Here is a 13,429-nt window from a genome sequence, read left to right as displayed (position 1 = left end):
TTTGTCGAGACTATTCAGAACGCCATGCTTCCCGGCGTTCAGTATGGCGTTCTGGATAGTTTTTCATTTGAATCGAGTCAAGTACCCCTATTTTTTCTCACTTTTCCCGCCCTTTTTATGTCAATTTCTACCCGACTTGTGGCCACGCTTTTGCTGCTGGCCAGTTGGTGGCCCGCCGTGGCCCAAACTACTACCCCCGCCTTCGCCAAGGGGGCCGATATCAGCTGGGTAACCGAGATGGAGGCGGCCGGCTACAAGTTTTACAACAAGGTTGGGGCCCAGCAAGACTTGTTTCAGCTGCTGCAAGCCGACTATGGCCTGAATACTATTCGGTTGCGCGTGTGGGTGAACCCCGCCGGTGGCTACAACGGCCCCGCCGATGTGCTGGCCAAGGCCAAACGCGCGCAGGCGCTGGGGCAGCGCCTGCTCATCGACTTTCATTACAGCGACGACTTTGCCGACCCTGGCAAGCAGACCAAGCCCGCCGCCTGGCAAAGCTATACCGTGGCCCAACTCAAGCAGGCGGTGTACGACCACACTTTTTCGGTGCTTACTAGTTTGAAAGCCAACGGCATCACGCCCGAGTGGGTGCAGGTCGGCAACGAAACCAACGACGGCATGCTCTGGCCCGAAGGCCGCCTCACGGTGAATGGCTTCGGCAACTTTGCGCAGTTTGTTGACCAAGGCTATGCGGCCGTGAAGGCCGTGAGCCCCACCACTAAAGTTATTGCGCATTTTGCCAACGGCCAGAACAACGGCGCTTTCCGCTACTACTTCGATGGCTTGCAGGCCAACGGCGCGCGCTGGGACGTGATGGGCCTCTCGCTCTACCCCGACGGCGACACCTGGCCCACCTTCACGGCGCAAGCCCAGGCCAACATGAACGACCTTGTGAGCCGCTACCCCGGCAAGGAAGTGATGGTGGTGGAAGTCGGCCTCGATAACTACATTCCCATCGCTACCCGCCAAATGCTGCTCGACCTCATTGCCAAAACCCAGGCCGTGCCGGGCGGCAAGGGTTTGGGCGTAGTGTACTGGGAGCCTGAGTCATATAACTGGAATGGCTATACCAAAGGCGCCTGGGGCGCCAACAACCGCGCCACCGCGGGCCTCGATGGCTATTTGCCCTTCGTGCCGCCGCTGGTCAACAACCCCGGCTTCGAGTACACTGCGGCTACCCAAAACCCGCTGGGCTGGACGACTACCAGCACCGCTGACGCCGATGCCGACAAAACCGAGCCCGGCGGACGCCCCGGCCAAGTTGGTCAGTTTCAGTTCACGCATTACAAGGCCACGGCCTACCAGGTCACTACTTCGCAGGTTATCAGTAATTTGCCTAATGGCACCTACACGCTGCGCGCCTGGGTGCAGAGTGGCGGCGGCCAAACTACCTGCCAGCTCTACGGCCGCTCGGGCACTGCCGAGCGCACGCTGGCCGTACCCACCGGCACCTGGACGCAAGTGAGCGTGCCCGGCATTGTAGTGGCCAACGGGCAATGCGAAATCGGCCTGCGCTCGGTGGGTGCCGCGGGCAATTATTGCAACCTCGACGATGTGGAGCTGGTGAGCACTGCGCTGGCCACTACGCCAGCCGCGGCTGCCCTGGCCACGCAGCTTTTCCCAAACCCTGGCACTGGGCCCGCCACGCTCGCCTACACCTTGGGCAGCGCGTCGCCGGTGCGCGTTGAGCTGTACTCGCTTACTGGCCAGTTGGTGCAAGTATTGGCCGATTTACCAGCCCAAACGGCCGGCCGACACGAGCTAGCGCTCCCCGTTGCCAGCACCTTGCCAACCGGCAGTTACCTGGTGCGCATCGACTGCGGCGGCACCCGCTCGGCTCTGCGGTTCACTAAATGGTAGCCCCGATTGCGTATGCTAGGCCAATCAGCTGATAATTAACTCCTCAATGAGTGTTAGGTGGCCGAAATAGTTGCAGAATATCGGTAAATTTTATAACCAAAAATCGAATTGGTTCTTACATTTGCTCGCACACATTTCCCACCTAACTTCTCTTCTTATGAAGAATATTTTACCCCTGCTTACTGCTGGTGCCTTGATTTTTGCCTCGCTCGGGGCGCAGGCGCAAATAACCGTTGATGGCACCTTATCGGCAGCCGAAATCGGCACTGGCGTCGGCAAATACCAGTTGGCCGGCTCTTACACCAACACGCACTCCGACGCCGACCGGGGCTTGCAGAGCATGTACGTCGGCTACAGCGCTACTACCCTTAACATCATGCTGGTAGGTGCCATCGAGGCCAGCGGCACCACCTACAAGTCGCTGGTAGTGTACTTGAACACGCCCGGCCGCACCGGCGTGGCCCGCGGCACCAAGCTATCGGGCGGCGCCGACCCGCAGTCGCCGCTCAAGCACAAGCCCACCATGGATATGGAGGTCGACTACGGCTTCCGTCTGTCGCTGGGTGGCACGGGCAACGCGGCTACCGACGTGTATTTCAGCCGTGTATCGTACGTGTCGGGCACTACGGCCAGCGGCGCAGCCGTGCCGGCAGGCACCGACACCTACTTGGGCCAGGGTAGCAAAACCGGCGCCGTCTACACTGCCACCCTCGCCGACCTGCCCGGCTTGATGCTGGCTTATAAGAACTCGGCTTCCATCAGTGCCAATACGGCTAATAATGGACTGGAAATCTCCATCCCGCTGTCGGCCCTCAGCAGCACGACTACTGCGGTAGCCGCCGGCAGCCGCATCGACGTGTTTGGCGCCTACACCGACTCGGACGGCATCTTCACCACCGACGTGATTCCGCAGATTGCGAACCGCACCACTGCCCTCGGTGCCGACCCTGACTTCACGACCATTGCGGGCACGCAAACGGTAAGCTTTGTGCTGGGCACGGGCGTACTCGGTACGCGCAGCGAGGCCGCTACTGCGCTAGCTTTCAGCGTGTATCCTAATCCCGGCACGGCCGCTGAGGTAGTATACACAGTGCCACAGGGCAAGCAGAGCGTGGCCCTAAATATCTTCGACAACACCGGCCGCCGCGTGCGCTCGCTCGCTGCCGACCAGGCCGGGCCGCAGTCGTACGCCCTGGCTGGCCTAGCCGCGGGCATATATGTGGTGAAGCTCGACGTAGCCGACCAGCACACCAGCCAGAAAGTGGTTATTGAATAGCTGTCTGCCGCTTTTAACTTCTTAAAAGGGAGCCCGTTGCTGGGCTCCCTTTTTTATTGCGGCTTCCCTACCCCCTCTAGGCTGGCCCAGCCTACAGGCAGCGTGCTTTACCAGTGCAGGGCGCAGCGCTAACGGCCGCCGTTGGATAGTCGATTATTGACTCACGCGAAGGCAAGCCGCTCTCCCTATCCCAAAGCCCGCCCAGCAAGCTGCCTGCCAAAGCAGGGGGTAGGGAGGCACTAGACACCAAAAAAACTCCGGGTGGCAGGCCGAAGCTTTGCTTCGACCCGCCACCCGGAGCGGATAATACTAAGAGCAAGCGGCGATTATTGAACCAGCAAGCGCGTCGTTTGTGCTTGGTCGCCAGCCTGGAGCTTCACCAGGTACACGCCGGCGGCGAGGCCTTGCAAAGGCAGCGTCTGGGCCTGCGCACCGGCCGCCTGGCGGGCGGGGGCGAGCTGGCGCACAGTTTGGCCGAGCAGGTTTTGCACCGCGATGGTGGCCGTGGCGGCAGTAGGCAGCTCGTAGGCAATGGTGGTAGTGCCGGTAGCCGGGTTAGGCGCCAGGTTTAGCTTGAACACGGCCTCCGTCTGCTGGCGGGTGGCGAGGGTAGTGCCGGCAGGCACGCTAATCCGGCGGCTCGTGTATACGGCGTACTGGCCGGGCTGCAAGGTCATGGACGTAGCGGCCGTAGTCACGCTCAACTGCTGCCCCGTGAGGTAGTTGTACCACACGCCCGTTTGCGGGAAGGTAACGGTAGCCGTGCTGGCCACCACGTCGAAGTTACCCACCGATACCACGCTCAAGTCGGCGTTGGCAATGCTGATAGTCTTGACGGCGCCGCCCAGGTTCTGGGTATAGGAAGTAGGCGCGGCAAATACCGGCTGCTGCTTCAGCGTGATGAGGGCGCGGTAGGTATCGTAGAGGTGGCGGCGGTTGGCGTCCTTGTAGTAGTCCCACAGAATCGGCTTGTTGCCGGTGCGGCCATTCTGGTCGATGCTGATGTCGTAGCCTACTTCGCCAAACTGCCACATTAGGCGCGGGCCGGGCTGGGTGAAGAACAGCGCCGCGGCCAGCTCGTCGCGTTTGAGGCCCGTAGCGGGGTCTTTGGTCGAGTAGCTGCCGTTGGCGTTGCCGTAAGTGATGTTCTTAAACTGCATCCGCTCCTCGTCGTGGCTTTCCATGTAGGCGATGAAGTTGGGCTGGCTTAGGCCCCTACCCCCCCCGGTGGTGCCGTAGTAGCCACCGCTCAGGTCCCAGCTCGGGTTGGTGGCGTAGCCCATGGCGGCTTGCGTGTAGGCCGGGTTCTGGTTGCCCCAGAACATCATGCCGGCCGCCGACAGCACCTTGCCTTCATCAGTAGGGTTGGTGGCGCTTACCTGGTGGGGGAAGAACTCCAGGATGGGGTAGGACGTATTATCCACGCTCATCTGCGCGTTGTAGTAGTCCTGCCAAATGTTTACGCGCGACTGGTCGTAGTCTTCGTAGGTGCCCTCCGTTTTGGTTACCTGGCTGAAACCACCGGCGAGGTCAAAGCGATAACCATCGATGTGGTACTCCTGCAACCAGAATTTGATGACGTTTTTGGAGAAGTAACGCGTGTAGGGGCTCTCGTGGTTGAGGTCGTTGTACACGCTGTAGGGGTGCGGGGCGGCGGTATTAAACCACGGATTGTCGGCCGTGGGGCCGGTCGTTACGTTGCCGTAGAGCTGCACCATCGGGCTGTTGCCGGTCGAGTGGTTGAGGACCATATCGAGCACCACGGCAATGCCGCGGCGGTGGCATTCGTCCACCAGCGCCTTCAGGTCGTTTTTGGTACCGTAGTATTTATCGGGAGCGAAGTAAAACGACGGGCTATAACCCCAGTTCTCGTTGCCATCAAACTCGTTGACGGGCATCAATTCCAGCGTGTTTATGCCCAAGCGCTGCAAGTAGTTCAGCGAGTCGCGCACGGTGCGGTAGTCGTGGCGCGCCACAAAATCGCGCACCAGCAGCTCGTAAATAACCATGTTGGTGCGGGCCGGGCGCTGGAAGCTGGTCGTCTTCCAGGTGTAGGCGGCCTCGCCCGGCGACAGCACCGACACGAGGCCCGTGGTCTTGCCGGTGGGGTAGGCCTTCAAATTCGGATATACCGTGTAGGCCGCGGTGTTGATATACTGGTCGTTTTCGGAATCCAGAATCTTCTCGCAATATGGGTCAGCCACGCGCAGCTGGCCATCCACCAGAAACTGGTAGGCGTACTCCTGGCCCGGCACAAGGCCATCAACCTGCACCCACCAGCGGCCGGCGGTAGCATCAGTGGCCGAGGCGGGGTCGCTCAGGGTGCTGGGGCTGCTGGCCGTGGTGCGGCTCATGTAGCTGGCGGCGGTGGGCTGCCAGTTGTTAAAATCGCCCACCACGTACACAAACTGCTTGCGCGGCGCCGTGAGGGTAAGGATAGCCGAGGTGCCGTTATTGATATAGGTAATGCCGTCGGGCTTGGCGCCGGCCGGCAAAGCACTAACGGCCGGGGCCGCGTAGCCTTGCACTGCCGCCTGAATAGTAGCCGTGCTGCCGCCGCTCGTGGCCGTGGCGCTTAGCGTGCCGGCGGTGGTCGAGGTCAGCGTGATGGGCGCCGTGAGGGTCGTCACGTTGGCTTGCTGCGCCACCTGCGTGCCGTTGAGAAACAAGGTGATGGTGGCCGGCGTGCTCGTCGTCACGGTCACGTTCGTGGCCGTGTTCAGGGCAAAAAAGTAGGGCGGTGTGCCGCTTGGGCTCGTAAAGCGCAGGTTAAAGGCGTCCTGGGCCACGTCCACAAAAATGTCGCCGCCGGTGGCGCTGCGGCCCACCGTAGTGCCCGCTGCGTCCTTAAATATCATGCCCAGGCGGTAAATAGGCGTGCCGCTGGGCACCCCATAAAACGTGCGGGGCACGAAGGTGATGGTGTACAGGTTAGGGTTGGTGGTGCTGCGCGTCATCTTCGCCGCCGGGTCGGCCTGGCCGAAAGTGGGGCTCTTAACGTAGGTCCAGCCCGTGCCGGTAGGGCCACTCGTAACTACCCCCGTCCAGATGTACACGTCGCCGGCAAAATCCTTCAGCGCCGCATTGCCCTGGGTAGCATCGTAGGTGAGGGTCACGGACGTAGCATCCGTAAAAACCGCCGGATTGGTCGTAACCTGGGCCCAGGCCGCTGGGGCTCCGCCCAGCAGCAACAGGATTAGAGCCAGGAGCAAACGCCCGCAGAGTTGAGGTTTTTTCATAAAGTGGGTGGGGAAAGAGAAATACTACCGGGTGCCGGCTAGTGCCTGGTTAACCTAGTGTTCGGCTAAGATACAACTGGAATAAAGCCAGTTTCAGCGTTTTCACTTGTATTTCACCGGGAGGTTCCCCAAACGTTTGCGCTGCTAAAACCGGCGTTGCGCGGGTCGGCCGGGTGCCTACCCGCCCCCCCGCTTACCTTTATTGCCCGCTTCGCGTACTGTGTAGCATTGACAAAAATCGTGTTTTATGAACGTAGGAGATAGAGTACGGCTGCTTACGGGCACCGAAGAAGGCATTATTACCCGCGTGCTCGACAGCGAGCTCGTAGAAGTAGCCATTGACAACGACTTTACCATTCCGGTGCTGCTGCGCGAGCTTGTGCCCGTAGCCGCCGAAGAAGGCCAAGCCTTCCGCCGCGCCGCGCCCGAGCCCAGCCGCCCGGCCACCGGCAGCAAAAAGAACAAGCCCCAGGGCGGCCAGTCTAAGGCTGCCCGTCCAGTTGCCCCTACCCCTGCGGGCCGGCCCCAGCCCGCCGGCCCCAGCGCCGCTATGCCCCCAAAGCCGGCGGCGGCTACTCCCCCGCCACCGGCCGCCAAAGGCCTGTACCTGGCCTTGGTGCACCAAGCGCCCGAGTTGCTGGCCCTGCACCTGCTCAACAATACGGAAGTAGAAGTGGTATTCACCTACGGCGAGGAGCGCCAGGGCAAGTATCGCGCCTTGGCCGCCGACAAGTTGAAAGCCAAAGCGGCCAGCGCTGCCCTGGCTCATCTGCACCTCAAAGATTTTGAGCAGTGGCCCGCCGTGGTATTTCAGTTGTTGAACTTCAAGCTAAACGGCGACGCGGCCTACGACCTGCTCACCAAGCGGCAGTCGTTTAAGGCGACCACATTTTACACCAGCCGCCGCCCGGCGCCGGTTATTGGCAAGGAGGCGTACTTGTTTCAGCTCGACGAGAAGCCCGCGCCCGCCCTCAACCCCGAGAAACTGGCCGCCGCTGAAGCAGCAATTGAAGCTGCGGCTACTCCCCCGCCGGTGCTCGACTCCAAGCAGGCCAACGTGTTGCAGCAAGCCCTGGGCGGCGACAAGCCCCTAACCGTGCCGGCCGCCATTGCCCCTACCCCCCCCAAGCCGGCCGAGGCCCTGGTGGCACCGCCCCACGAATTCGACCTGCACATCGAAGCCCTGCGCCCCGAGGGTGCTGAGGGCCTGAGCAACACCGCCATGCTGCGCCAGCAGCTCGACGCGTTTGAGGATGCCCTGAGCCGCGCACTGGCCACCAACATGCACGAAATCATCTTCATCCACGGCGCCGGCAATGGCACGCTGCGCAAGGAAATTCACCGCCAGCTGAGCCGCAACAAGGACATCAAGTTCTTCGAAGATGCTCAGAAAGAGAAATTTGGCTACGGCGCCACGCTGGTCCGGCTGAAGTAGTGAAGCTGTTTTAAAATGTTACTAGCACGTCCTGCTCATCTGGCGTTTGTTTGCCGAAGCAGCTCGCCTCATTAACTAGATGCGGTAGAGACGCTACGGCAGGCGGACATCAGATAAGCAGGACGTGCTAATTTATGGTTGTAACACTTCTCAAACAGCTCCAGTAGTTGTCTGCTAATTCCCGCTTAGTTAATGCCTTGTATTATAAGATTCAGCGCGCCCAACTGCGACCTTGATGCGATAGCCGCTAGCCTGGATTTGGCCATTTATGGCTTGTACCGCCAAGGGCAGCTGCGAGCCGCGCACCAGCCCGAAAGAGGCGTTTTTATGACTTCCGGCTTTCAGGTAGCGGCCAGCGAGGCTCCGTTTGCAGATTTTAAGCAGCAGGTAACGGATACGCTGGATTTTATCAAGCTGAACCACCCGGCGTTGCGGCGCCTGGCCACCGCCGCGGCCGACTTAGCGGATAGCCAGTTTCTGTTTGATTTTGGCATTACTACCCGCATGTTCAAGGTCGGGGCACAAATTGATTTCTTTCCGCCCGAGTTAGTTCGGCTCGTGGGCGAGTTGGGCGCGGGCCTTATGCTTTCGCAATACCCACCGACTGAGGAGGAAAAATCCTCCTAATCTGCTGCTTATGTACGACCTTATTGGCGACATTCACGGCCACGCCGACGAGTTGCGGGCCCTACTGCACCACCTCGGCTACCGGCCCGATGCGGCCGGGGTGCCGCGCCACGCGGGGGGTAGGCAGGTCATTTTTTTGGGCGATTACGTGGACCGCGGCCCCAAAATCCGTGAGACCTTGCAGCTAGTGCGCGGCATGGTCGAGGGCGGGGCGGCCTTAGCCATCTTGGGCAACCACGAATATAACGCGCTGGCTTTTTGGCAATTTCACCCAGACGGCGGGCACTTGCGGCCGCACAAACCGGTGCACATCTTGCAGCATATCGAAACCATCAAGGAATTTCGAACAGAGAAGCTGTTTGCCGAATGGCTAGATTACCTGGCCTGGTTCCGTACCCTACCCCTGCTGCTGGAGCTGCCCGGCCTGCGGGCGGTGCACGCCTGCTGGGAGCCCCGGCACGTCGAGTACCTGCGCCGCGAATTGCCCAACTTGTGCCTCACGCCCGACTTTTTGCTGCGCGCCTGCCGGCGCGGCAGCCCCGAGTTTGCGGCCGTTGAAGTCACGCTTAAAGGCCGCGAAGTGCGGCTGCCGGGCGGCCTCTCCTTCGCCGATAAAGATGGCCACCACCGCACCCGCACCCGCGTGCGCTGGTGGCAAAGCCCTGCCACGGCGGCCGCCTACCACGAATATTTTCTCGAAGACCTACCCGAACTGCGCGGCCAACCCGTCGATTTGGCCAACCTCGACCCGTGGTATTATCAGGAGGAAAAGCCCGTCTTTTTTGGCCATTACTGGCTACGCGGCGAGCCCCGCATCTTGCAGCCCCACGCCGTGTGCCTCGATTACAGCGTGGCCCGCGGCGGCCAGCTCATCGGCTACCGCTGGGACGGTGAAACCACGCTCAGCGCTGATAAATTGGTGTGGGTTTCGTAGCAATCGCCGTTCACAAAAAAGAACGTCATGCTGAGCTGGTCGAAGCATCTCGCTCGCACCATTGAACGAACCCAGACGATGCGAGCGAGATGCCTCGACCAGCTCAGCATGACGTTCTTAATTAAACAAGTAACAATCAATCATGACCTATTCCACGCCCGCCTTTTCCCCCGCCGCTGACCTTCGCTGGGAAGAAACCAGCCCCGGTGTGCGCCGCACCCTGGTGGCCTACAACGACGACCTGCTGCTGGTGAAAGTAGCGTTTGAAGCCGGCGCGGTGGGCGCGCTGCACCAGCACGTACACAGCCAGATTTCGTACGTGGAGTACGGGGAGTTTGAGGTGACTGTGGGCGATGACATGCGGGTGCTGCGCACCGGCGACTCGTTTTATGCCGCGCCCAACGTGCCGCACGGCGTGGTGGCCCGGCAGGCCGGTGCGCTGCTCGATTCGTTTAGCCCGCTGCGCCAAGATTTTCTGCCCGCGGCCCTACCCCCCGCGTAGCGTACCTTTGCCCCCGCAGTGAGCCACCCCACCGCCGCGCCCAACGCAAATGCGGGCGGGGAGGAAAGTCCGGGCAACGCAGGGCACCCTGCTTCCTAACGGGAAGGACTGGCCAATCGGGCCAGGACAGCCAGTGCCACAGAGAATAACCGCCCGCAAGGGTAAGGGTGAAAAGGTGCGGTAAGAGCGCACCAGCGGCTAGGTGACTACGCCGGCTGGGTAAACCTCAGGGGTTGCAAAACCAAATAAGCGAACACGTTGGCGGCCTTCGGGCAGCTGGCACCGGGCGGCCCGCTCGGGTTCGCGGGTAGGTTGCTAGAGCCCGTCGGCGACGGCGGGCCTAGATAAATGGTGGGGCTGCTTCGGAGGAAACTCGGGGGCAGACAGAACCCGGCTTATCGGCTCATTGCTTAATTTAGGCGGCTGCTTTCGTTTTGGCGAGGGCAGCCGTTTTTAGTTGAATTATGAGCTGAAAAACTGTGAATTAGAAGTTAAGGCTTCTTTTCTCGCGCAGTGGCCAACTCTTACTCCCTACTTTTTTTACTTATACCTCCCCCACCGTGCCCCGCATTCTCATTATTGACGACGAAAAATCCATTCGCAACACGCTCAAGGAAATTCTGGAGTTTGAAGATTACACCGTGGACCAGGCGGAAGACGGCCCGGCGGGGCTGGATTTATTGATTCAGCAGAAGTACGATGTGGTACTCTGCGATATTAAAATGCCCAAAATGGATGGCCTCGAAGTGCTGGAGCGCGCCCGCACCCTGGCGCCCGATGCGGCCTTCATTATGGTATCGGCGCACGGCAACATCGAAACGGCCGTGGACGCCACCAAGAAAGGCGCCTTCGACTTCTTGCCCAAGCCGCCCGACCTCAATCGCCTGCTCGTGACGGTGCGCAATGCCCTCGACCGCAGCAAGTTGGTAACCGAAACCAAGACACTTAAGAAGAAGCTGGCCACTGCCGGCAAAACCGGCTCCGACATGATTGGCGCTTCCACCACGCTGGGCGCGGTGCGCAAAGCCATCGAAAAAGTGGCCCCCACCGATGCGCGCGTGCTCATCACCGGCCCCAACGGCGCGGGCAAGGAAATGGTGGCGCGGCAGCTGCACCAACTCAGCCCGCGCGCCAATGGCCCGCTGGTAGAAGTAAACTGCGCCGCTATTCCTTCAGAGTTGATTGAAAGCGAGCTTTTTGGCCACGAAAAGGGCTCGTTCACTTCGGCTGTGAAGCAGCGTATCGGCAAGTTTGAGCAGGCCGACGGCGGCACGCTTTTCTTGGATGAGATTGGCGATATGAGCCTTTCGGCCCAGGCCAAGGTGCTGCGCGCCTTGCAGGAAAATAAAATAACCCGCGTGGGTGGCGAAAAGGAGATTTCGGTAAATGTGCGTGTGCTGGCCGCTACTAATAAAAACCTGCTGCAGGAAATCGCCGACAAAAATTTCCGCGAAGACTTGTACCACCGCCTATCGGTAATTCTCATTCAGGTGCCCTCGCTGAATGAGCGCCGCGAGGACATCCCCGAGCTGGTGCAGAAGTTTCTGCAGGACATTGCCGCCGACTACGGCAACAAGCCCAAGAAAATTTCGACTGACGCGCTCAAATACCTCCAAGGCCTCGACTGGCGCGGCAACATCCGCGAGTTGCGCAACGTGGTCGAGCGCCTGGTAATCATGAGCGACGCCACGATTGAAGAAGCTGACGCCAAGGCGTTTGCGGGCAAATAGATTTTCCCTACTCCCTGTTATTCTTGCGAGCCCTACCCCTACTTGTTATTGCGAGCGAAGCGCGGCAATGACAAGTAGGGGTAGGGTTAGGATAGTATGAGCAAGGAGAATAATTTAGCAACTACACCAGTTGGCTGCATCCCCGAATATCGGAGTTATCCATGCGCCCCAGCACCTCAAACGAGCCGTCGGGGTGCATGCGGGCGAGGTCCTTGGTTTCGATAAAAGCGCAGCTATCGACGTTGGCTAGGTCGATGACGTTGATGGCACCGTCGGCCCGGTTTTCGGCTACCGAAAACGGGTCGGCAGGGTCGCGCAGCAGCACGCGCAGCTGCGGCGGGCAGTAAAATAGTCCCTCACCCGGCGAGTATGCCTGGCTCAGCAGCTCGGTCATGCCATACTCCGAGTGAATGGGCGCCGGGCCGAAGGCTTGCTGCAATTCTTGGTGCAATTCTTCGCGAATCATTTCGCGGCGGCGACCTTTCATGCCGCCGGTTTCGAGGATGGTAATGCCTTGTAATTCAGCCCTACCCCCGTATTCGGCGGCGAGGTCGAGCAGCGCGTACGTAACGCCAAAGAGCATGACGCGGCGGCCAGCCTGGGCTTTGGCTTCGCCCAGGGCTTGCACCAGCCCGGCGTGGTCGCGCAGGAAAAATGCTGGCTGCGCTTGCCCCGAGCGCTGGGCAAAATCGGCCACCATCGCTACCAGCGACGACTCACCTTGCTCCAAATAAGAGGGTAGCAGGGCCAAGAAAATCCAGTCGGTCAGCGGCCCGTATGCCGTTTCAAAGATGGCCGCCGCGTTGGCACGGTACAGCGCTGGGTCGCGCACAAGGTGGCGGCTGCGCTGCTGCATGGTGGTGCCGCTGCTGCGAAATACCTCCTGCGGCTGCCACTCGCCGGGGTCGGTGCGGACTTCGTGGGTTTTGAAAAACTCGATGGGTAGAAACGGAATGTCCACGGCCCGCGCCACACGGGCCGGCTGGCAGCCGAGCGCCGCCAAATAAGCGGTATAGGGTGGGCAGGCCACGGCTTGGTACTGAAACAGGCGCAGGGCCGCGGCATCGGCCGTGGCCGCCGTGACGAGGGGTAGGGAGTGGAGGTAATCGGCGCGGAAACTCATAGGGTGCCACAAGGGTTAGCAGGGTTCACAACAACCGGAGGGGGCACAACGTTGTGTGCTGGCGTATCTTCGGCTTCGGCTATCGGCGGGGGTAGCATCCTTAAATCTTGGTTATGAATCTGTTTCGACTTACACTAACAATGGGTGGCCTGGGCCTGCTGGCCAGTGGCTTGAGCAGTTGCCTGAGCGAGCCGACGTACTCGTCGACGCCCGTTATTGAGTTTGCGAGTATCAATCCGATTCGGGTGGCGCCGAAAGTTTCGGGCGGCCAGCCCGTTGATTCGGTCTTGATTACCATTCGCTACCAGGACGGCGACGGCGACCTGGGCCTGAGTGCGGCCGACCAAAAGCTGCCGCAGTATACGTTTCCGAGCCGTTTTAGCAAGAACTACTTCATCGAGCCACTCCTGAAAGTAGGCAACAAGTACCAATCGCTGGCAACCATCGACAGCCTGGCGGGCAATACGGCGTACGTGCGCGGCGGCTACTACGGCACCTTCGACCGCATCACCAGCCTGACCGACAACAAAAGCGCTCCTATTAAGGGTACGCTCACGCGCAACATCAACTTCGGCTACGGCGACGTGTTCACCGCGGGCCAAACCGTCCGGTTCCGCGTCAGCATTGCCGACCGCGCGCTGCACGTCAGCAATGTCATTACCACCGACAGCATCGTTATCAAACCGCGCTAGGCCAAGCGGTC

At 60.4% G+C, this 13,429-nt stretch carries 10 protein-coding genes and 1 other RNA gene; 9 read left to right on the top strand and 2 right to left on the bottom strand.

Going from position 1 to position 13,429, the window contains the following annotated elements; genetic code table 11:
- Positions 1-117: 117 nt before the first annotated feature.
- Positions 118-1,860 (top strand): glycosyl hydrolase 53 family protein, encoded by a 1,743-nt coding sequence (locus GO988_RS20575; RefSeq protein WP_157569140.1) that lies wholly within the window; start codon positions 118-120, stop codon positions 1,858-1,860.
- 157 nt (positions 1,861-2,017) lie between these two features.
- Positions 2,018-3,136, top strand: a complete 1,119-nt coding sequence (locus GO988_RS20570) for a T9SS type A sorting domain-containing protein (protein ID WP_157569138.1) — start codon at positions 2,018-2,020, stop codon at positions 3,134-3,136.
- Positions 3,137-3,462: 326 nt separating this feature from the next.
- Here GO988_RS20570 and GO988_RS20565 read toward each other — a convergent pair whose 3' ends face one another.
- Positions 3,463-6,375 (bottom strand): DUF4961 domain-containing protein, encoded by a 2,913-nt coding sequence (locus tag GO988_RS20565; protein WP_157569136.1) that lies wholly within the window; start codon positions 6,373-6,375, stop codon positions 3,463-3,465.
- A 247-nt stretch (positions 6,376-6,622) separates the two neighbouring features.
- Between GO988_RS20565 and GO988_RS20560 the strand changes: the two genes are divergently transcribed.
- From GO988_RS20560 to GO988_RS20535, 6 genes are all read left to right on the top strand, one after another.
- Positions 6,623-7,810, top strand: a complete 1,188-nt coding sequence (locus tag GO988_RS20560; RefSeq protein WP_157569134.1) for a Smr/MutS family protein — start codon at positions 6,623-6,625, stop codon at positions 7,808-7,810.
- Positions 7,811-8,002: 192 nt separating this feature from the next.
- On the top strand, positions 8,003-8,437 hold the full coding sequence (locus GO988_RS20555; protein WP_157569132.1) for a hypothetical protein: 435 nt from the start codon (positions 8,003-8,005) through the stop codon (positions 8,435-8,437).
- A gap of 10 nt (positions 8,438-8,447) precedes the next feature.
- Positions 8,448-9,371, top strand: a complete 924-nt coding sequence (locus tag GO988_RS20550; protein WP_157569130.1) for a metallophosphoesterase — start codon at positions 8,448-8,450, stop codon at positions 9,369-9,371.
- Between the two features lie 142 nt (positions 9,372-9,513).
- The gene (locus GO988_RS20545; RefSeq protein WP_157569129.1) at positions 9,514-9,873 is read left to right on the top strand and encodes a cupin domain-containing protein; all 360 of its coding nucleotides are present in this window, start codon (positions 9,514-9,516) and stop codon (positions 9,871-9,873) included.
- Between the two features lie 15 nt (positions 9,874-9,888).
- An RNA gene (rnpB, locus tag GO988_RS20540) (RNase P RNA component class A) lies at positions 9,889-10,287 on the top strand.
- Between the two features lie 146 nt (positions 10,288-10,433).
- Entirely contained in the window at positions 10,434-11,603 is a 1,170-nt protein-coding gene (locus GO988_RS20535; RefSeq protein ID WP_317164942.1) for a sigma-54-dependent transcriptional regulator, read from the top strand.
- A gap of 121 nt (positions 11,604-11,724) precedes the next feature.
- Here GO988_RS20535 and GO988_RS20530 read toward each other — a convergent pair whose 3' ends face one another.
- Positions 11,725-12,726, bottom strand: a complete 1,002-nt coding sequence (locus GO988_RS20530; protein WP_157569127.1) for an acyl-CoA synthetase family protein — start codon at positions 12,724-12,726, stop codon at positions 11,725-11,727.
- A 113-nt stretch (positions 12,727-12,839) separates the two neighbouring features.
- On the opposite strand from GO988_RS20530, the gene GO988_RS20525 reads away from it, so the two are divergent.
- The gene (locus GO988_RS20525) at positions 12,840-13,418 is read left to right on the top strand and encodes a hypothetical protein (RefSeq protein WP_157569125.1); all 579 of its coding nucleotides are present in this window, start codon (positions 12,840-12,842) and stop codon (positions 13,416-13,418) included.
- Positions 13,419-13,429: the final 11 nt, after the last annotated feature.

Source organism: Hymenobacter ginkgonis (assembly GCF_009755225.1).
Lineage (GTDB): Bacteria > Bacteroidota > Bacteroidia > Cytophagales > Hymenobacteraceae > Hymenobacter > Hymenobacter ginkgonis.
The sequence above is the reverse complement of the archived record's forward strand: the minus strand, read 5'-3'. Positions and strand labels throughout refer to the sequence as shown.

Excerpts from the sequence above, each read along its gene's own strand:
- GO988_RS20575 (WP_157569140.1), top strand. The coding sequence starts at position 118 with ATGTCAATTTCTACCCGACTTGTGGCCACGCTTTTGCTGCTGGCCAGT.
- GO988_RS20570 (WP_157569138.1), top strand. The coding sequence starts at position 2,018 with ATGAAGAATATTTTACCCCTGCTTACTGCTGGTGCCTTGATTTTTGCC.
- GO988_RS20565 (WP_157569136.1), bottom strand. The coding sequence starts at position 6,375 with ATGAAAAAACCTCAACTCTGCGGGCGTTTGCTCCTGGCTCTAATCCTG.
- GO988_RS20560 (WP_157569134.1), top strand. The coding sequence starts at position 6,623 with ATGAACGTAGGAGATAGAGTACGGCTGCTTACGGGCACCGAAGAAGGC.
- GO988_RS20555 (WP_157569132.1), top strand. The coding sequence starts at position 8,003 with ATGCCTTGTATTATAAGATTCAGCGCGCCCAACTGCGACCTTGATGCG.
- GO988_RS20550 (WP_157569130.1), top strand. The coding sequence starts at position 8,448 with ATGTACGACCTTATTGGCGACATTCACGGCCACGCCGACGAGTTGCGG.
- GO988_RS20545 (WP_157569129.1), top strand. The coding sequence starts at position 9,514 with ATGACCTATTCCACGCCCGCCTTTTCCCCCGCCGCTGACCTTCGCTGG.
- GO988_RS20530 (WP_157569127.1), bottom strand. The coding sequence starts at position 12,726 with ATGAGTTTCCGCGCCGATTACCTCCACTCCCTACCCCTCGTCACGGCG.
- GO988_RS20525 (WP_157569125.1), top strand. The coding sequence starts at position 12,840 with ATGAATCTGTTTCGACTTACACTAACAATGGGTGGCCTGGGCCTGCTG.